Here is an 18,453-nt window from a genome sequence, read left to right on the forward strand (position 1 = left end):
TGGTTGCCGGGCAAAAATGCCGTTCCGGTCGTATCGAGTTTGAGCAGCCAGTTTAAAGAAGAGGTCCCAGCAACAAGGCGATATTTTCCAGAAACTGCTGCCGATAGGAGCGGTTCCGGAAGTTTTGGGCGTCGTGCTCGACAGCATGCCGCAGGTAACCTTGCTGGAGTTCCCTGACCCGGCAGGTGAAGTCTTTATTGTAGATGACCAGGGTCATCTCGAAATTGAGCCAGAAACTGCGCATGTCGAGGTTGACCGAACCAAACAGGCAAAAATCGTTGTCAACCGTGATGGTCTTGGTGTGGAGCAGGCCGCCGGCAAAGGCCATGATTCGCACTCCGGCCTTGCTCAGCGCATCGAAGCGGGCGCGGCTGGCATAGTGGACCAGGCGGGAATCGTTTTTTTCGGGAAGAATGATGGTCACCTCGACACCCCGTTGCGCTGCCGACTTGAGCGCAGCTAGGATGGCGTTATCCGGCACGAAATAGGGTGTGGTGAGGATCAGTTCCCTGCGCGCTGCGTAGATGGTGGTCAGCAGCAGGTCGTGAATAGTGTCTTCGCCGTATCCTGGGCCGGAGGGCGCTAGTTGGACCAGGGCATTCCCCACCGGCTCCACCGGATGAATGTCGGTCATTCCTTTGTAGCTGGCGAGGCGTTGTCTTCGCTCCAGCAGCCAGTCGAACATGAAGGCAGCTGTCAGTAGCTCTACCGCTGGGCCGGTCATCCGGACCATGGCGTCAACCCACTCGCCCACTGCGTTCTCCTGTTTGAAGAAACGGGGGTCGACCAAATTCTGGCTGCCCGTGTAGGCGATCTCGCCGTCAATCACCGCGATTTTTCGGTGATTGCGCAGGTCAATGCGGACAAACAGGGCCCGGATGAGTCCAGCCGGCAGGGCTTCAACCACCTCGATACCGCCCTTGCGCAAACGGGTAGCGTCTTGACTGCGTAAGAACAGCTTGGAACCGATGCTGTCGAGCAGAAGCCGGCAGACCACGCCTCGTTTTCGTGCCGCTAGGAGGGCCTCGATCAGTTCATCGATGCGTCCCCCCACGTTCAGTACATAAAATTCAAGATAACAACTGGATCGAGCGCAGCGGATATCGTCGATCAGCAGAGAGAAAAAGCGGACGGGTTCATCGATCAGCTCCAGATGGTTTCCGGGCATGGTCGGGATGCCTGTGGTGGCCATGATCTGCCGGTCCAGGGGCAGGCATTCCGGATTGATCGTGCTCCAATCGATTGCCGCTTTATTCCGCAGGGCGCTGGACCATTCCCGAATGATCGGCCGATCCTTGAGCAGCCGATTGGCTCTCCGCTCTCCGAGCCGGTTTTCACCGAACAGCAGGTAGGTTATGGCGCCGGCAAAGGGAAGCAGCAAGATGACCACCAGCCAGGCAAAGGAAACGCTGGGCGCACGTTTGCGCATGATCACGCGCAGGGAAAAACCAAGGCGGATGGCAAGGTCGGCAAGAAAGAGCCAACTGGTGAAACCCCAGGTAAAGGTGTCTGTCATGCTAGAAAGTGGCGAGTACCGCCTGCGGGTGGTGCTAGTGTGCAGGCCATTGATTGCGCTGAAAAGGAATGTGTTTGCGTGAGGTAGGGCATAGTCCCGATTTTTTGTAACGGTAGCTGCTTGCTCCGGCCGTTTGAGCCAGGGCATAACGTGGCATAAAACCTTGCGGATGGTCAAGAAAAATTAGCGCCGGCGCAATTCTTCATACTTTCCTTTTGCCTGGTATCTGGTACAGTAACGAGGAGATTTTTCAGATAACTTCAATAGAAAACAGGATGTTTCATGCAGGTGAAAGGTTTTTCAGCCGCAGCGATACAGGCCGGGATACGGTACGCGGGGCGGTTTGATCTGGGGTTGATTTTTTCGCAGGTTCCAGCGGTGACCGCCGGGGCTTTTACCACCAACAAGGTCAAGGCGGCCCCGATTCTGCTCGATATGGAACGGTTGCGCTCCGGCTTGGCCCAGGCAATTTTGGTCAACAGCGGCAACGCCAATGCCTGCACCGGAAAAGAGGGGATGGACGTGGCTCTGGCCACCGGTGCCCTGGCGGCCCAGGAACTTGGGATTGAGGAATCGTTGGTGCAGGTGGCCTCGACCGGGGTGATTGGTCAGCAGCTGCGGACAGAACCCTTTGCCAAGGCCATGCCCGGACTCGTGACCAATCTTTCCGAGGATGGGTTCGACCAACTGGCCCAAGCCATCATGACCACGGATTTGGTTCCCAAGATCGCTACCGCCACGGTGGTCATCGACGGAGTTGAAGTATCCATTCTCGGCGTGGCCAAAGGCTCGGGGATGATCATGCCCGATATGGCCACCATGCTCTGTTTTGTAGTCACTGATGCGCGGATTGTTTTTCCGGTACTCAACCACCTGGTTAAATCCGGGGTGGAGAAAAGTTTCAACCGGATCACCGTCGATGGCGACACCTCCACCAATGATATGGTGCTGGTTATGGCCAACGGCGCCGCCGGTAACACCTGGATAGACGATGAAAATAAGGCAGCTTCCGCCCAGTTCGGTGCGGCCCTGCACGGCGTTTTTAAAGAGTTGGCGTTGAAGATTGTCGCCGACGGCGAGGGCGCCACCAAGCTGGTGACGATCAAGATCACCGGGGCTCGGGACGAGGCCGAGGCCATGAGCGCTGCCCAGACCATTGCCAATTCGGCTTTGGTCAAGACCGCCTTTTTTGGCGAAGATGCCAACTGGGGCCGGATCATCGCCGCCCTGGGTCGATCGGAATGCTCTTTTGATCAGAACAGGGTTGCTATCAGCTTTGATGCGGTCAAGTTGGTGGAAAACGGCCAGGCGCTGGGAGCCGAGCAAGAGGTCGCCGCCACCGAGGTGCTCAAACAGCGCGAATTCACCGTGACTGTGCATCTCAGCGAGGGCACCGCCGAGGCCGAAGTTTACACCTGCGATTTTTCCTACGACTACGTCAAGATCAACGCCGATTACCGGAGTTGAGGGATGTGAACGATGCAGCACCCCGGAGCGGACACTTGGTACATGCCCGATTTGTTGCAGGTCGATGCGCTCCAGTCCGCCTTGGCTGCGGAGTTCAATCTCGTCGTTACTCCGGAATACGCCGCCACGGTGGTCTACACCGACTCCTTTGATTGGCGGCTCTATCAACAGGGCTATCTGCTTCATTGCCATGGGCAGTCCTGGACTCTCTACCACGGTGACAGCTGCGAAGTGACGGTGCAGCAGGGCGGGCCGGAACTGAAAGGCTCTCGTTTTGCCCAGGATTTCCCTCCGGGCAGGCTCAGGGAGATTCTGGAGCCGATCCTGGGTGTTCGCTGTCTTTTGCCGCTGGCGACTGTGGGCTTAAAAGGCTGCCAGATCCGTCTGCTCAACCGGGATGAAAAAACCGTGGCCCGGATTGTTGTTGAAACCCAGCAGCCTGCCGGAAAAAAGTCAATCTTTCGCCTGATCCGTTTGTTCGGTCTGCGCGGCTATGATCAGGAGCTGGCGCATGTCCGTCGCATTTTGGAGGAGAACGGCGTCCGGCAAAACGCCTCGCCGCTGATTGGTTTTGAAGAGGGGTGCCGAGTAGCAGGCCGCCAACCGCTCGATTACAGCTCGAAATTCTCTCTAGTGCTCGACCCCGCCTGCACGGCCCGGCAGGCCATGGTCCGCATCTATCAATCGCTCCTGGAGAGTATCAAGCGCAATATTCCTGGAGTCCTTGAGGATTGGGACTCTGAATTCCTGCACGATCTCCGGGTCGCCATTCGCCGCACCCGGTCAGGCTTGAGCCTGGTAACGAAGGTGCTACCCGACGCGATGGTGGAGCGATTCAAGCGCGATTTCGGCCTTCTCGGCAGCTTGACCGGACCCACCCGTGATCTTGATGTCTATCTGCTCAACCGGGACGATTATCTCAACCGTTTACCACCCGCCTTGCAACCAGGGTTGAATGGTTTTTTTGCCGAACTGGCCCGCAGGCGTCAGGTCGAACAAAAAAAACTGGTGCGGGTTTTGCGAGCCAAAAAAAGCAAAACCATCTTGGCCGCTTGGCAGCGCGCCCTGCACAATCAAGATCTGCAACCGGCACCTTTAGCCGGGATACCGGTCGGAGAACTGGCTGGGCGAATTATCGTCAAGCGCTTCAAACGAGTCTTGCGCGAGGGCAAGGCATTGAACACTGCCACGCCCGACGCCGAGGTGCATCGGCTGCGCATCCAGTGCAAAAAACTGCGCTACGCCATTGAATTTTTTAGTTCTTTGTATCCCAAAGAAGAAGTTCAAAGGGTGGTCCGGCAACTGAAAAAGTTGCAAGATATTCTGGGCAGCTTTAACGACCTCTCGGTACAACTGGAGATGCTCCGGCTGAATCTTACGAAACAACGCGGCGAGTCGCGGCGCAATCTTGAACTGGCGGCTGCTCTTGGTGGCCTTATGCAGAGTCTGTTTCAGGAACAACAGGCGCTGCGCGACCATTTTGCAGAGGCCTTTGATCAGTTCAGCGATCCGGAAACTATGGCACTCTTTCACCAGCTTTTCCGGAAAAAACAGGAGCCTTCATGAGCATTATCGCGGTGTACAATATCAAAGGAGGAGTGGGAAAGACAGCCACCTCGGTTAATCTTGCCTACCTCTCCTCGCAACAACCGGGAAAAACCCTGCTCCTCGACATGGATCCGCAAGGGTCAGCTTCCTTCTATTTCCGCATTCGTTCGCCTGAGAAATTCAGCTCCAAGAAGCTGCTCAAGGGCGGTAAGCACATCGAAACAAATATCCGGGGTACAGATTATCCCGGCCTTGATATGCTGCCCGCTGATTTTTCCTACCGTAACATCGATATCGCTCTGGACGAGTGCAAAAAATCGCATAAACGTCTGAGCAAGGTATTGCAGCCACTGCTCGAGGAGTATGACCGGATCATTCTCGATTGTCCGCCGAACCTCACCCTGTTGTCGGAAAACATTTTTTATGCCGCTGATTGCATCCTGGCGCCGGTGATTCCCACTACCCTTTCCCTGCTTTCGCTCGAGCAACTGTTCACCTTCCTCGATGAGATCGGGGAAGGGCGCGAAAAGGTGCTCATCTTTTTTTCCATGGTTGAGAAACGAAAAAAGATGCATTCCGAGTTGATGCAGTCCATGCTGGAAAAGGAGGGTGTTCTGCAGAGCACCATACCCTACTCGGCAGACATTGAACGGATGGGGGTCTACCGGCAGCCTGTTGCCGCTGCCCTTCCCGGTTCGAATGCTGCTGCCGCCTATGAGAGCTTATGGCATGAAATTCAAAACCGTACTCAGGTCTGAAAAGAAGCGGTTGTTGATTTGCCGCCACGCCAAATCGAGCTGGTTGGATACAAGTCTCAACGATTTTGACCGTCCGCTGAATAAGCGCGGCGAGCGCGATGCTCCGGATATGGGCCGCCGTCTGCTGCAGCGGGGTATACGACCGGACCTGATCATGACCAGCCCGGCAGCACGAGCCCTTGGCACCGCCGTCCATTATGCCGGCCAGTTGGGCTATCCGCTGGAGCAAGTGCAGCCCAATCCCATCCTGTACGCGGCTACGGTTCCGGTGCTGATCAAGATAGTGCAGGAGATGGCACCGCAGGTGAACACGCTGCTTCTGGTCGGCCACAATCCCGAAAGCACGGCCTTGGCCAACACACTCGGCGGACTCGCGATCGACAATATCCCGACAAGCGGCATCGTGGCGCTTGAATTTGCCATGGTCTCGTGGCTGGAACTTGCGGCAGGCAAGGGAACACTGCTCTTTTTCGACTTTCCCAAAAAACAGGAATGAGCTGCCCCTCAGCTCGGTGAAGTTGAGAAGCCGTTTGCTAACTCGTCTCCCCTGACCCAATAACCAACAATACCGTGATGTGGTCGATGTGAGTACGCGGAATAGGGAACGAGAGCCGGACTGTTTCAAATGCCGGAATTTTTTCATCACCTATGATCCTCGCCAACCCAAAGGCTGCCGGGCATACGGCTTTAAGTCACGGGAGTTGCCATCACAGGTGGTTCTGTCCACTTCTGGCATGCCCTGTCATTTCTATGCCCCTCGTTTGTCGCCCTGAGCGGAAGGTCGGCTAACCACCCTGCAGTTCCCCAAAGATTATGTGCAGCTCTCCTTGCTGCTTTTCCACATATCAGGTGGAATTTTCCTTCGAAGCTGGTAAAATTTTCGGTTCGATCCTCCTGGCGATACCTGGAGGGAGCAGATGTGACTGGGTGTACGGCCAGCGATTACAGGGAGCCAGTTTATGATTTTGTTCAGAATGGGCGTTAAGAATTCATGAAACTCTCGGCATTCGGTGAAAAACTTTCCGCGGGCGCTGGTATCCTTTCGTTGATGGATGATCTCGGCACTGCCTTGGCCGAAGGTGGAAAGATCATGATGGGCGGTGGCAATCCCGGTCATATCCCTGAAATTCAGACGGTTATGGCAGAGCGCCTGCGCACGCTGACCGATGATGAACAATTATTGCGGCGATTGATCGGGACCTATGATCCGCCCCGGGGCGAAGGTGAATTTCTCCAAGCCCTGGCGAGTCTATTGCGTCGTGAATATGGCTGGGATTTGACCGAGGAAAATATTTGTTTGACCAACGGCAGCCAGGGCGCCTTTTTTCTCCTCTTTAACGTCCTGGCCGGGACAACGGGCAATGGCGGCAAACGCAAAATACTCCTGCCGATGGCTCCCGAATACATTGGTTATGCTGACCTTGGCCTGGTGGACGATTTTTTTGTGTCGGTACGGCCGCGTATCGAAATGATCGGCGATCATTTTTTTAAGTACCGGGTCGATTTTGAGGGGATCACTATCACCGACGAGATCGGTGCTCTCTGTGTCTCCCGGCCGACCAACCCAACCGGCAACGTCCTTACCGACGATGAGATCGCCAGATTGGCCCGTCTAGCCGAAGAAAATGAGATTCCCTTCATCATCGATAATGCCTATGGGGTCCCTTTTCCGGGGATGATCTACACTGAGGCAACCCCGGTTTGGAACGAAAACCTGATTTTGTGCATGTCGCTCTCCAAATTCGGCCTGCCTGCTGTGCGCACCGGGATCGTCATTGCAGGCAAAGAGATGATCCGCCTTCTTTCCGGGGTGAATGCCGTGGTGAATCTGGCGCCCGGCAGTTTCGGCGCCATGCTGACCACAGAGATTATCCGTTCCGGTGAGATCATTCGCCTGAGCCGGGAGGTGATTAAACCCTTTTATCAGCACAAAATGCAACGGGCCCTGACCTGTTTGCAAGAGTGTTTTAAAGGGATTGCCTATAAAGTGCATGTTCCCGAGGGAGCTATGTTTTTGTGGCTTTGGTTTCCCGGCCTGCCCCTTTCCGGCCGGCAGTTGTATGAACGGTTGAAGAAGAGAGGGGTGGTGGTGGTCTCCGGGGATTATTTTTTCCCTGGACTAGCTCCCGGCTGGAGGCACACCGACGAATGTCTCCGCATCACCTACTCGCAGGAGGAAGAGGCTGTGCGGCGGGGCATCCATATCATCGCCGAGGAACTCCGGGCGATCCTTGCCTGAGCAGTCCAGGCTAAGAAGTACCAAAAGGCTACGATTCCCTGGAAAAGAATAGAAGAAACAACCTCACCGCAATTCCATGATGGAAACTCTGCACGCAAAACGAGGGATTGTGATCCGTGAAAACACCAAAAGGAGAACAAACAATGTTGTGGCAATACCGGACCATTCTTTTTGAATTCACGAAAGATGGCCTGCTGGGCGATAAATATGTCGATGATGAAGAGATGGAGAAGACCTTGAATCAGTTGGGCGGACAGTCCTGGGAACTGGTCGATGTGACCCTGCTGCAGGATGGTGTGTTGGCCTTTCTTAAGCGACCGACCGGGGAAGAAATGGTAGTCGAGGAGGTCGTGGAAGCCGCACCGGCAGCCCCTCCGCCTCCCATCATAAAACAGCGTTCAGTTGCTGCCGCCCCGAAGGTGATGGCGGTTGAGCAGATTCAGGAGGAGGAACCCATCCGTGGTCTAGAACGGCAGCGAAAACCAACCATGCACAACGATGATTCGGATTTTATCGGTGGCATCAAAATTTCTTGAATTGAATGGATAATAAATTGTACCGCATTTCCTCTTCGATAGCATCTTTCGCCTTCCAGAGTTGCGTAAGGAGAGGCTGATGGCATTGTATATTCTCAAGCGGTTTTTGCTGATGATACCGACCCTTTTCGGGATCATGCTGATCACCTTTGTCATCACCCAATTTGTACCGGGTGGCCCGGTGGAACGGTTGATGGCGCAATTGAGCGGTTACGGTGCTGGCGGCGAAACCTCTGGCGGCGGGCTGTATCAGGGGAACAAGGGATTGGATCAGGAACGGGTCGAGCAGTTGAAAAAACTCTATGGCTTCGATCAGCCGGCACTGACCCGTTTTGCCACCATGATGCGGCAATATCTGGTCTTTGATTTTGGGAGATCCTATTACCACCACATGAGCGTCGCCCAATTGGTCGTCTCCAAGCTGCCAGTCTCAATGTCACTCGGGCTCTGGAGTTTTCTCATTGTCTATACGATCTGTATCCCGCTGGGCATAGCCAAAGCAGTGCGCGACGGCTCAACATTTGACGTCCTGACCAGTGCCGTTATTCTTGTCGGCTACGCCATCCCCGGTTTTGTTCTCGGAATTGTGCTGATTGTTCTTTTTGGCGGCGGCAGTTTTTGGAACATTTTTCCCCTGCGTGGGCTGATTTCGGACAATTGGAACGACTTGAGTGCCATAGGCAAAGTCCTTGACTACCTTTGGCACATGGTGCTTCCTATCATTGCTTCCACGGTCGGTAGCCTGGCGGTAATGACCCTGCTCACCAAAAATTCATTTCTTGAGGAGATTCGGAAGCAGTATGTGGTCACCGCACGAGCAAAAGGGCTTGATGAGAGGCAGGTGCTCTACAAGCACGTCTTCCGAAATGCCATTATCCCGATCATTACCGGCTTCCCTGGCAGTTTCATCACCGCCTTTTTTACCGGCAGCCTGCTGATCGAAACCATTTTTTCCCTGGATGGCATGGGGCTTTTGGCCTACGAATCGGTCATGAACCGCGATTATCCGGTGGTTTTGGGCACCCTCTATTTTTTCACTATTATCGGCCTCATCTCGCGGTTGCTCTCCGATCTTTCCTATGTCGTGGTTGATCCGCGCATCAGTTTTGAAGGCAGGCAATAGGCAAATGAAACAGGTAAAGGAGATAAAGGGGAAGGCCGCCAGCCTTGGCCGCAAGCGCTGGATCCGGTTTAGAAAAAATGGGCGTGGTTTTTATTCCCTGGTGTTTTTTGTACTGCTTTTCGGTTTCAGCCTGTTTGCCGAGGTACTCAGCAATGATAAACCGCTGCTCATTCGTTATGAAGGGCAGTTGTACTTTCCTTTGGCGCAGGTGTATCCGGAAACGGTTTTTGGGGGCGATTTTGCAACCGAGACCGACTACCGTGATCCTTATATGCTTGAGCGCCTCACAACCGGCTCTAATTTTGCTCTTTTCCCTCCCAACCCCCATAGCTTCAACTCAATCAATCTGACATTGGATCGACCGGTGCCCGCACCGCCCAGTCGGGACAATTTTCTTGGCACTGATGATCGCGGTCGCGATGTCTTGGCGCGGCTCATTTATGGGTTCCGGTTGAGCATACTTTTTGGCGCCGCCCTAACAGTAGTAGGGACCTTGCTGGGGATTGTTGCGGGTGCGCTGCAGGGGTATTTTGTCGGCCGGTTTGATTTGATTTTTCAACGTTTTATCGAACTGTGGGGCTCCATGCCCGAGCTGTATCTCTTGATTATCTTCGCCTCTATTTTTCAGCCCAGCCTGCTGCTGCTGCTCATTTTATTGTCGATGTTTGGCTGGATGGGTTTAGCCGATTATGTTCGGGCCGAGTTCCTCAAGGGAAGAAACATGGAGTATGTCAAGGCGGCCAAAGCCCTCGGCGTTGGCAATGGCACCATCATGTATAGGCATCTTTTGCCCAATAGCATGACCCCGGTGATCACCTTTCTGCCTTTCCGCATGTCTGGGGCGATATTGGCGTTGACCAGTCTCGATTTTCTTGGACTCGGGGTTCCTCCCTCAACACCAAGCCTCGGAGAATTACTGTCCCAAGGCAAGGCCAATATTGAGGCATGGTGGCTTTCACTTTCAACTTTTGTGGTCCTTGTCGGTACACTAGTTCTACTCATTTTTATTGGTGAAGCCCTGCGGGAGGCATTCGATCCCCGGAAATAAAAAAGGGACCGGAGAAATTCTCCAGTCCCTTAAGCATGAAAAAGTAGGATGACAATCAAGTTTTGTGATGGTGCATCTCGAGCCTCAACTTGGCAAATTCCTCTCTGATATGGGTACGAAGCTCAGAAAGCTCGAAATACAATTCTTTTGCCGTATAAGCATATGTTGGCTCACTATCCTGATCAGCCGCGACCGGGATTACTGGCATGATGGCGCTGGCCTGTTGCAGCCACGCCGTATAACGGCCAATGGCCTCCGGCAGGGTGCCGGGCAAGCAGTGTTCTGCCAGGAGCTGCTCGTAAAGATAGTTGACTAATTTTTCCGTGGACGCATCATCCTTGGTGGGAAGCCGAACGAGCATGGTAATAACCGAATCGAGCAATTGCACGAGCGACTGTTGTTCGGTTGTCAATCCAGTCTTCTTCAAGTTGGCGACCAGAGTGGCCGCTTCGGCGAATTTTTCGTGGGATGGCGTTCGCACGACGATGGGCAACAGGGCGCCCAGTGCAGCCAGCTGTATTTGCCGAGATTCCGTCAGCGGTTCGTCTTGAATGTCGTCAATGGTGGCTTCCAAGGCCGAGGTCAACTCATCAACTGCGGTGGGGAGGGGGGCGTGTTTTTCCTCTTCAACGTCGGTAAAAAAGAGATCGAGAGCCTCTCCAAGCGATTCATCTGGCTGGATTTGACCAACAAAAGTTGATTGTTCTTGGTACTCACCTGCTTCCGCCGAAACGAATTCATCAAGGGCCGGTGGAATAATCTGCTCCAATTCAGGTTCACTCAAGGTCAGATCCAGTGATCCTTCCCGTAAATCACTTGGCAATGTTTCGTGTTGATAGGTGTCTGGCTCCGGTTCCTCATCGGCATCGGTTCCAAAGAAGAAGTCAAGTTTTTCTTCAATCTCGTCCATTGGCGTGAAGCTCAGGGTTGCAACCTCAGCTTCTTCTGAAAAACCTTGTTCTTCTTCGCTATCGGCGAGGGCGGATTGAACATTATCCTCTTCGTTGAAAAAGAGGGATTGTTCAATTTCTTCAACCGTAGTTTGAGGAGCGTTGATCGTTTCCGCTGGCTCTTCATCGATATCGATAAAGAAGTTGTCCAACTTACTTTGGATTTCAAGGGCGTTCGGATCGGTTTCAGTCTCTTGGATGATTTCGGAATGTAAATCGGGGTGTTCCGCTGGTTCCTCTGCGTCGCTTAGGGCTGCCTCGACGGTATCCTGTTCGATTTCCGGGTTCATGTCGGTAAGCGCAACCACGGATTCTTCTTCCCCGTCGATGGCTATTTCTAAATCACTTGAGTCGAGTGCAGAAAAGGTGAGTGCCGAATCGTTACTCGCCTCGGCTTCTGAAAAGAGAAAATCCAGTTGGTCGGCGAGGTCACTTTGTGTCGACTGGTCAAGGAGTTCTGCATTCTCATCGAACCCGGAGGTTTCGTCTGTGTCGGAAAGGGCCGGCGTCAACCCACGGTTAGTGCTGAGGTGAGCCTCGATGAAATCATCGGCCAGTTCGTCTTCAACAGGTTGAATGGCGTCTGGGGAGAGAATTTCGTCGGGATATTGGACATCAGCCGATTCCATTGCCGGCATTGAGCCTATAGCAAAAAGAGTGTCAATTTCCGCTTCGAGAATATCGGTTGATTGTTTGTCGACAGGGCCACTTGTTTCCAGGTCATCCGAGATGTCTTCCGTGTGCATGCTGGGAGAAACAATTGATTCTGCTTCCGATTGAGGAAACCCTTCCATCCTCAATTCTGTAACGGCAGGGGTGCTTAACTCCTCGACCATTTCATCAATGCGTTGATCGTCGACAAGTCCGCCCGGCGGAGCGGCAATAAGCAGTTTAAGATTGTTGAGGCGATTGATCCGGTCAATAAGAAGATCCTGGATTTTTTCTTGTTCCAAGCGCTGTCCGTCTGGTCTTAGAACCTGCTCTAAGGCTTCATTGAAAGAATGGAGGAGAATAAATGCTTCCGGATGTGCCGCTGCTCTTTCGTCTGCGATATAATCACCTAAAGCTTGCAGACCTTGAGCCAATACCAGCGCCGGTTTGTTTCCCGCCATATTTTGATGAAACCCAGCGAGTTTCTCATTGAACAGTCGCAAGCTTTCATCCGTTACCTCCCAATCCAAGCTGAGAATTGCTGCTTTGAGCTGTTTGGTGGCGTCCGATTGGGGAGGCGCTATGGTGACCTTCTCTATTATTTTGCTTGGTTCGATTCGGTTTTCTGATACCGCGAGAGTTTCCGTCTCGTTTTGGTTAATCTGATATTGCAGTATTTTAAATTTACGGACATCACCTTTTAGTAGTTGGGTGATCTCTTCGCCCGTGATCTGCTCGGAAGATATAATTTTTTCGAAGTTGTAGAAAAATGTAAGGAGTAATTTAATAGAATTAGGATGGGCATATGCACCTTTTGTGCGAATGTAGTTGCCGATCTTGCTCAATCCCTGCAGATAAACCTCGGCAACTTTATCATTTTGCCATATTGTCTGCTGCAGGTTGTTGAGCTCGTCATCCAATTCCTGTAGGATGTCGTCGTTGATCTCCCAGTCAAGTGAAAGGATAATGGACTTGAGCCGTGTCAACGGAGAAGATTCTTCACTTGTGAATTCAAAAAGATCGACATCCTCCGTGTTAAAGGATTCGTTGGCAAAAAGTGTCAGATCTTCAAAGTCATCGATTGAAGAAATTTGGTCACGCTGTGATTTTTTCATATACCGACTCTGGTGTTGGCCTCAACGGTCCACTCCCATCACATGAGTTTCCTCTGGATGGAAATAACCGTGGATGAAATAATTTTCTTTAATGTTTCTGGTACATTGTATCCGGTGAGGGCGCTTGCCTCAAAAGTGGGTACTTTGAGTTTACTGTTGAGATCTTTGTCGAGAACAGAGATCGGTAAAACGGGGATTCCCTGATTCCTCAGGTCGACTTTATTATATTGGAGCACCAGCGGGATTCTGAAAATAGATTCCTTGTAACTCACGAGATTTTCGTGCAACTGATTAAGTGAGCGAATATTTTTTTCCCGCATCTGTTCTTGCGCATCAGCCACAAAGACTATGCCGTCAACTCCTTTGAGCACCAGCTTTCTCGTAGCGTTGTACTTAACTTGACCCGGTACGGTGTAGAGCTGAATTTTTAAGTCATAACCCTTGATTTGTCCCATGTTAAAGGGCAAAAAATCAAAGAACAGGGTTCGATCCCCGTGAGTCTTCAAGCTGACCATTTCAGACTGGATCTGTTTGGAGAACTTTCTGTTGATATATTCGAGGTTAGTGGTTTTGCCACCACGACCTGGGCCGTAATAGACAATTTTAACCTGAACAATTTTTTCTCTGAGGTTGATGAAGCTCACAATACTCTCCTGCGGCCTTTAGCTGATCGCCAATGATTCAATAACAATTCTTGTCAGATGCCATAGACCTCAGAAATCATTTAATTGCGAGCCCAGATTTTTTTGATGCGTTCAATGGTTTCAACCACATTGAGCCGCAGAAACCCCAAGGATATGCTTTTTCCGAACATGGTGATGAGTAACAACTCGTCGTCAATTTTAGAAAAATGGATATTGCATTCCGAGCCTTTATGAAACAACAGAGAAAACTCCTGCTCACCGACGAGTTTGGCCATGGCGTCCACAGTAGCAAAGTTACCGGCTGCCAAGGCTGCAAACGAATAGACGTCGTATTTTGACGTACCGTTGTCTTTGGCAGTGATAATGTTGCCAGCCATATCAATAATGATAACGCAGTCGACACCAATTTTTATGAGCTTTTCAGTCAGGATTTCGTCTATTCGCTCTAGTTGTTCCTGGCTAACAACTCCATAGTTCATATTGTTACCTCGTACACGTTCAAAAAAATTGTTATGGGAAGACTTATGCCGCTTAGTTGACAAAAGGAAAAATATTTTACCAAAAAGGGGACAACCATTGAGGGGCTTCGGAGTAAAAATTGAATTTTTTCAATGGGATCTTTCATGCTTCTTTTCAGTTATGAGGAGTATACGCCAGAAAAAAATATATATGAAGCGGTTTTTTTCTCGTTATATTCTTTTTTTTTCCTTTTTGAAAACGAGATGTTACCGAGAAAAATAAATTTTAAATACCCACTTTTACGGCTTGGCTTATCTTCATTTTGTACTTGCTGTTCACTGAGTAGACAAAAGCGAGCACCTCTGCGATAGTTTGGTATAATTCAGCGGGGATTTCTTCGCCGACTGGAATTTTTGACAGCAATTCGACCAAATCCTGGTCTTCTTTAATGTGCACTCCAGCCTCGGCGGCAGTGGCGATGATTTTTTCAGCGACCAGGTTGGAGCCGCTAGCCACAACTTTTGGGGCAGCGGCTTTTTTGGGGTCATACAGCAGGGCAATAGCTTTTTTCACCGATGTATGTTTTTCGTCCATGACTTCTCCGTTAAGATCCGATTCAGGCCCTAGTGTCGATTATTCCGGTATCGCCACTTGTCATCTTCTTCAACAATGTTTTGACAGGTTCTTTTGCGCCGACAAGAAATTGAACCGAATCCAGGCTGCCAGTGGTGATCCATTGCTCCAGTTCCTCGCGGAATTCGGCGACAAATTTCGCTTTTTCAACATTTTCCGTCAAGAACCTCAAGGTTAGTTGGTCCTCTTTCTGGTGAATATCGATCTGCAAATTGCCGAGTCCTTCGAGCTGCAGATGGAGTTCAACAGTTTTGTCGGTTTGGCCAACCCGGTCGGGCTCTGGTTCCGATTGCCCTTGAGGATGATCGGCATTGATAAGCATGTACCCTTGCTGGAGGAAGGAGAATGGCAGGGGGAGGAAAAAGAGTGATTCATTTGCCAGCCGAATCTGCAGCAACTGATACATCTCCAATGTTTTAGCCAGTTGATCCGGTGCCACCGTACTTTTCTCGACCGTTCCAGCCTGTTGTGACAACTCAAGCAAGGCAAATTTCAAAGTTCGAGCTGCCTCTTCAGGCCTGTTTTCAGCCAGGAGTTGCTCCATGTTGATTCCCAGGCGGTTGAGGTAATTCTCTATCTGTCGACCCGTTGCTTGCTGAAAGGACGGCACAGTTTGCTCATTTTCTGTTTTTATTAGAAATGTAAGCAGTTGACGCAATGGGTGAGTTGCCGGAAGGGTGGTGTATTCTTGCGTAAGAGGGAGGAGTTGCGAAAAAGAGATTGGGTTAGCCGGATCATTCTGGACCATTCTTCCAAGCAGCGTTAATAAGGCCTCGGTTTCTCCTGCATCAACAGGTGCAATTGTTGAAGCGGTCGCTAACCTGGAAAGAGCTTCAGGCCAATGCCCGCCGGCTTCCTGAGCAAAAAGGGCAGCAAGATGCATAGCTTGTTGAGCCGCATTCGGCGAAAGCGTGGGAATGCGGGAGAATTGCTGGAGCAGTCCGCTCAATTCTTTGTATGTTTCCTGGATCGTCTGTCCGGGCAGGGTGGTCGTTATTTTGGATGCCAGGCCGAGGAGTTGAGCCGCTATTTTCGAGGTAGGAAGCTCATTTTGCGTTCCATTTGCTTCTATGCCTTTTGAATAAAAAAGCAACGTTTCTTGGGAGGCTGGACTGAGCTGTGCCATGGTTCGAGAATCTCCGGCAAGTACCGATACTTCAGGCATCAAGAGTGATTGTTGGCCCAGCAGGGGGATAGAATTGCCCAACCAGCGATTGATTGGATTATTGCTGACAACCTGCAACTCAATTCGCGGGGCAAGCGAGGCTACTTGCAGATCGAGTTTTTGTCCAACCTGCAGCTGCGCGGATGACTCAGCCGTTACTTTGTGGCCGTTAATTTCGAGAGTGAATTGATGGGCATCGACCTTGGCGCTGACCACGCCTTGGAGCAGTTGGCCCTGGGAAAAAGGAAGACGTTGGTGCTGTTCGCCGGTGAGATTGGTGGGGAGGAGAGGCCTTATTTCGGTAATCAGGGTCAATGGCTCCAAAACGATCTCCCCGTTTATGCGGCCGCTCTTTGTACTCTGACAGGATGTTCCTTCGTCTTTGAGAAGGAGTGCCATGCTCCCATATGTATTGCCTGGCATTCTAGGGTGAGAAACGATGAAACTGGTGTATGAGCAGAGAGAAAACCTCCGTTTGAATGTGTTTCAGACGGATTGGCTACAGAGTTTGAACATTTTCTCTGAGTTGCCGGCGTTGTTCCTGTAAGCAACAGGATATGATTACGTCTCTTGTCTTGGTTGAAATGTTTTCAAAATGAAAGGCCACTTGAAATCGGTTCTTGCGAATCCTGTAGGAGCGGATCACATTTGCCAGACAAACGATGGGATTTTCTTCGATAGATATGGTGATGACCAGTTGGATTCGGTAATTGCTGGGCGGTTTTTCAGCAAAAATGGCTAACACTCCACTGCCGCTGAGGTCAAGTGTAGTGCCGATCATTTTCCAGGTCCGCGTTTTGGTCTCTTTGGGACCGGCGATATAACTGGCTTCGATGGGGGTGTTTATCGACACCCGGAAATAATCGCGGAGCGCTTCAGGCGAAACAGGCTCACGCGCTGTGAAACTCAGACGGCGTTCTCGGACTACCCCATCAAGCCGCGCGATCAGGTTGACTGTCAATCCATTGTGTTCGACGGCCAGGTTGCAGTCGCTGCCAATTTGAAGATTTTCAGCCTCCCAGGAATGAGGTGGAAAGACAAGTTCCAGGGTAGGGTATTCTTTTTTTATGAACAAGGCTTTGCAACGGAAATTCTCCTCACGTTTACCGGGAATATCGACAACTGTCGGGGCGTTGTCGTTCAACTTTTCTAGGATTTCATTGATTCTTGCCACGTTGCAATCACAATTTATGTTAAGAAAAATAAAGTGATGAGGGGGGGTTTTGGTTATGGGGCATTGAGGCTTTCCAGACGCACTCTCATGCGCAGATACCTGCGTTGCAATTCAAAGCAACAGGCCATTATTTTGTCCTGGCTTTCGGAATCGATTAAATCAAAGTGCAAGGCTATGTGATATAAATGCTCTTCAATTTTCCGGCATCGTACCACGTGGCCCAAGACATTGATAACCTCCATGTCACGGGTTGGTAGGGTCAGTTCGATTTTGACCCTTACCCCCTTTTCCAGCGGTTCGCTGAAACTGCACAACAAGCCGCTCCCGCTGAGATCTATAGTGTCTCCAAGAAGCCGCCAGCTTTCCTCTTCTTGAGTTATTTCTTCCGGTACAACGGGTGAGGCAGCAACCCTGGCGGCCGCATCAACCCGGAAGTAGTTGCGGGCATGGGTATGGGTAACGGTTTCTTTGGCAACAAGTTCCAAGGTGGATGGTTCATTGATGGCGCTGATAGTGGCGGAAACCGCTATAGTCTGGTTAAAAAAATCAAACATCACCATGCAGATCTTGCTGGTGTCCACCTGTTCGACCGCCAAGGTGCCGTAGGGAAAGGAGAGGGTGAATCCCGGAGCTTCCCCCTTCCCGTAAAAACAGTTCAATCGTTCTTTTTCAGTCACGCCTAGAAGGGGAACAGCCGCTCGAACAGCCATCCCCTCTTTGATGGTATGAAGAAAACTGTTTAATAATGGCAAGATGATACCTATCCTTAAGTGGAAAAGATAAAAGTGATACCCCTTCTAACTTGCCACAACGATAACGAGAAAGAAAGATCTTTTTCTAAAGAACAAGAAGATGTCGGGAAAATAATTTCGTTAGGTAAAACCGGTGGTTTCTTCGGAAGGTAATAAAAGTTTGACGATTTCAAAATAACAAAGAAGCCTCCATTCGACCGTTCAAAGTTACGAGAAAGGAGGCTATAAATTATTTACAATATCGAATCCATACGATGTGGGATTGTGCATCTAAGACACTTAACAAGGTGCTAAAGTTCTGTTACTTTGAACTGTTAATGATTGACCCAGTTCGTGATGGCCTTTGTGCTGCGTAGCCTTTTGCGGTTTGTCTTCCTAATCTGATTTGATTGAGTTCGTTATGATGTAACGCTGTTATATCCTGTATACGGCTTGCTATAATACCGCTTTTTTTAAGTATTCTCGCTACGATCGAGCGCTTGGAGTCATTTGCTGGGAGTGTTTGTTGAAGATCTTCGGCCTTGATTGCTTCAAGGCACTGTTCAATATCTTGTGAAAGCTGTTCAATGGAAGAGATATCCAGTGAATCAAGAATATGATCGATGCTATCGAGTTTTTCCAGCATCAGTGCATAGGTAATCATGGAACATTCAACATTCATTTCATATCCTATTT

At 50.8% G+C, this 18,453-nt stretch carries 17 protein-coding genes; 8 read left to right on the forward strand and 9 right to left on the reverse strand.

Going from position 1 to position 18,453, the window contains the following annotated elements:
• Nucleotides 1-52: 52 nt before the first annotated feature.
• Complete coding sequence (cls, locus tag ACHZCX_RS18300) at nt 53-1,516, reverse strand: cardiolipin synthase (protein WP_319588629.1); 1,464 nt, start codon at nt 1,514-1,516, stop codon at nt 53-55.
• A gap of 282 nt (nt 1,517-1,798) precedes the next feature.
• Here cls and argJ point away from each other — a divergent pair, with 282 nt between their 5' ends.
• From argJ to ACHZCX_RS18340, 8 genes are all read left to right on the forward strand, one after another.
• The gene (argJ, locus tag ACHZCX_RS18305) at nt 1,799-2,983 is read left to right on the forward strand and encodes a bifunctional glutamate N-acetyltransferase/amino-acid acetyltransferase ArgJ (RefSeq protein ID WP_319588630.1); all 1,185 of its coding nucleotides are present in this window, start codon (nt 1,799-1,801) and stop codon (nt 2,981-2,983) included.
• 12 nt (nt 2,984-2,995) lie between these two features.
• Entirely contained in the window at nt 2,996-4,549 is a 1,554-nt protein-coding gene (locus tag ACHZCX_RS18310) for a CHAD domain-containing protein (protein WP_319588631.1), read from the forward strand.
• Nucleotides 4,546-5,289: a ParA family protein gene (locus ACHZCX_RS18315; protein ID WP_319588632.1), complete on the forward strand. Its 744-nt coding sequence runs from the start codon at nt 4,546-4,548 to the stop codon at nt 5,287-5,289. Before ACHZCX_RS18310 ends, ACHZCX_RS18315 begins: the two co-directional genes overlap by 4 nt.
• Nucleotides 5,261-5,785: a histidine phosphatase family protein gene (locus ACHZCX_RS18320; protein ID WP_319588633.1), complete on the forward strand. Its 525-nt coding sequence runs from the start codon at nt 5,261-5,263 to the stop codon at nt 5,783-5,785. Before ACHZCX_RS18315 ends, ACHZCX_RS18320 begins: the two co-directional genes overlap by 29 nt.
• Before the next feature lie 495 nt (nt 5,786-6,280).
• Complete coding sequence (locus tag ACHZCX_RS18325; protein ID WP_319588634.1) at nt 6,281-7,528, forward strand: valine--pyruvate transaminase; 1,248 nt, start codon at nt 6,281-6,283, stop codon at nt 7,526-7,528.
• 143 nt (nt 7,529-7,671) lie between these two features.
• Complete coding sequence (locus ACHZCX_RS18330) at nt 7,672-8,064, forward strand: hypothetical protein (RefSeq protein ID WP_319588635.1); 393 nt, start codon at nt 7,672-7,674, stop codon at nt 8,062-8,064.
• A 79-nt stretch (nt 8,065-8,143) separates the two neighbouring features.
• Nucleotides 8,144-9,187 (forward strand): ABC transporter permease subunit, encoded by a 1,044-nt coding sequence (locus tag ACHZCX_RS18335; protein ID WP_319588636.1) that lies wholly within the window; start codon nt 8,144-8,146, stop codon nt 9,185-9,187.
• A gap of 4 nt (nt 9,188-9,191) precedes the next feature.
• On the forward strand, nt 9,192-10,235 hold the full coding sequence (locus ACHZCX_RS18340; protein ID WP_319588637.1) for an ABC transporter permease: 1,044 nt from the start codon (nt 9,192-9,194) through the stop codon (nt 10,233-10,235).
• A 55-nt stretch (nt 10,236-10,290) separates the two neighbouring features.
• On the opposite strand, the gene ACHZCX_RS18345 is transcribed toward ACHZCX_RS18340, so the two are convergent.
• The 8 genes from ACHZCX_RS18345 to ACHZCX_RS18380 form a co-directional block, all read right to left on the reverse strand.
• Nucleotides 10,291-12,951, reverse strand: coding sequence for a hypothetical protein (locus tag ACHZCX_RS18345; RefSeq protein ID WP_319588638.1), 2,661 nt, complete (start codon nt 12,949-12,951; stop codon nt 10,291-10,293).
• Between the two features lie 38 nt (nt 12,952-12,989).
• A complete protein-coding gene (locus ACHZCX_RS18350) occupies nt 12,990-13,595 on the reverse strand; it encodes a GTPase domain-containing protein (protein WP_319588639.1) in 606 nt (201 codons plus the stop codon).
• A gap of 80 nt (nt 13,596-13,675) precedes the next feature.
• Nucleotides 13,676-14,074 (reverse strand): roadblock/LC7 domain-containing protein, encoded by a 399-nt coding sequence (locus ACHZCX_RS18355; RefSeq protein WP_319588640.1) that lies wholly within the window; start codon nt 14,072-14,074, stop codon nt 13,676-13,678.
• Between the two features lie 265 nt (nt 14,075-14,339).
• A complete protein-coding gene (locus ACHZCX_RS18360; protein WP_319588641.1) occupies nt 14,340-14,648 on the reverse strand; it encodes an EscU/YscU/HrcU family type III secretion system export apparatus switch protein in 309 nt (102 codons plus the stop codon).
• A 22-nt stretch (nt 14,649-14,670) separates the two neighbouring features.
• Nucleotides 14,671-16,068, reverse strand: coding sequence for a hypothetical protein (locus ACHZCX_RS18365; RefSeq protein WP_319588642.1), 1,398 nt, complete (start codon nt 16,066-16,068; stop codon nt 14,671-14,673).
• A gap of 283 nt (nt 16,069-16,351) precedes the next feature.
• Nucleotides 16,352-17,026, reverse strand: a complete 675-nt coding sequence (locus ACHZCX_RS18370) for a PilZ domain-containing protein (RefSeq protein WP_319588643.1) — start codon at nt 17,024-17,026, stop codon at nt 16,352-16,354.
• A 53-nt stretch (nt 17,027-17,079) separates the two neighbouring features.
• The gene (locus ACHZCX_RS18375; RefSeq protein WP_319588644.1) at nt 17,080-17,778 is read right to left on the reverse strand and encodes a PilZ domain-containing protein; all 699 of its coding nucleotides are present in this window, start codon (nt 17,776-17,778) and stop codon (nt 17,080-17,082) included.
• A gap of 301 nt (nt 17,779-18,079) precedes the next feature.
• On the reverse strand, nt 18,080-18,439 hold the full coding sequence (locus ACHZCX_RS18380; protein ID WP_319588645.1) for a hypothetical protein: 360 nt from the start codon (nt 18,437-18,439) through the stop codon (nt 18,080-18,082).
• Between the last annotated feature and the right edge of the window lie 14 nt (nt 18,440-18,453).

It is taken from the genome of uncultured Desulfobulbus sp. (genome assembly GCF_963662935.2).
Lineage (GTDB): Bacteria > Desulfobacterota > Desulfobulbia > Desulfobulbales > Desulfobulbaceae > Desulfobulbus.

Bases quoted from the DNA above. Each gene is read 5' to 3' on its own strand.
- ACHZCX_RS18320 (WP_319588633.1), top strand. From the start codon at position 5,261: ATGAAATTCAAAACCGTACTCAGGTCTGAAAAGAAGCGGTTGTTGATT.
- ACHZCX_RS18335 (WP_319588636.1), top strand. From the start codon at position 8,144: ATGGCATTGTATATTCTCAAGCGGTTTTTGCTGATGATACCGACCCTT.
- ACHZCX_RS18380 (WP_319588645.1), bottom strand. From the start codon at position 18,439: ATGAATGTTGAATGTTCCATGATTACCTATGCACTGATGCTGGAAAAA.
- ACHZCX_RS18315 (WP_319588632.1), top strand. From the start codon at position 4,546: ATGAGCATTATCGCGGTGTACAATATCAAAGGAGGAGTGGGAAAGACA.
- ACHZCX_RS18340 (WP_319588637.1), top strand. From the start codon at position 9,192: ATGAAACAGGTAAAGGAGATAAAGGGGAAGGCCGCCAGCCTTGGCCGC.
- cls (WP_319588629.1), bottom strand. From the start codon at position 1,516: ATGACAGACACCTTTACCTGGGGTTTCACCAGTTGGCTCTTTCTTGCC.
- ACHZCX_RS18325 (WP_319588634.1), top strand. From the start codon at position 6,281: ATGAAACTCTCGGCATTCGGTGAAAAACTTTCCGCGGGCGCTGGTATC.
- argJ (WP_319588630.1), top strand. From the start codon at position 1,799: ATGCAGGTGAAAGGTTTTTCAGCCGCAGCGATACAGGCCGGGATACGG.
- ACHZCX_RS18310 (WP_319588631.1), top strand. From the start codon at position 2,996: ATGCAGCACCCCGGAGCGGACACTTGGTACATGCCCGATTTGTTGCAG.
- ACHZCX_RS18330 (WP_319588635.1), top strand. From the start codon at position 7,672: ATGTTGTGGCAATACCGGACCATTCTTTTTGAATTCACGAAAGATGGC.
- ACHZCX_RS18355 (WP_319588640.1), bottom strand. From the start codon at position 14,074: ATGAACTATGGAGTTGTTAGCCAGGAACAACTAGAGCGAATAGACGAA.
- ACHZCX_RS18345 (WP_319588638.1), bottom strand. From the start codon at position 12,951: ATGAAAAAATCACAGCGTGACCAAATTTCTTCAATCGATGACTTTGAA.
- ACHZCX_RS18360 (WP_319588641.1), bottom strand. From the start codon at position 14,648: ATGGACGAAAAACATACATCGGTGAAAAAAGCTATTGCCCTGCTGTAT.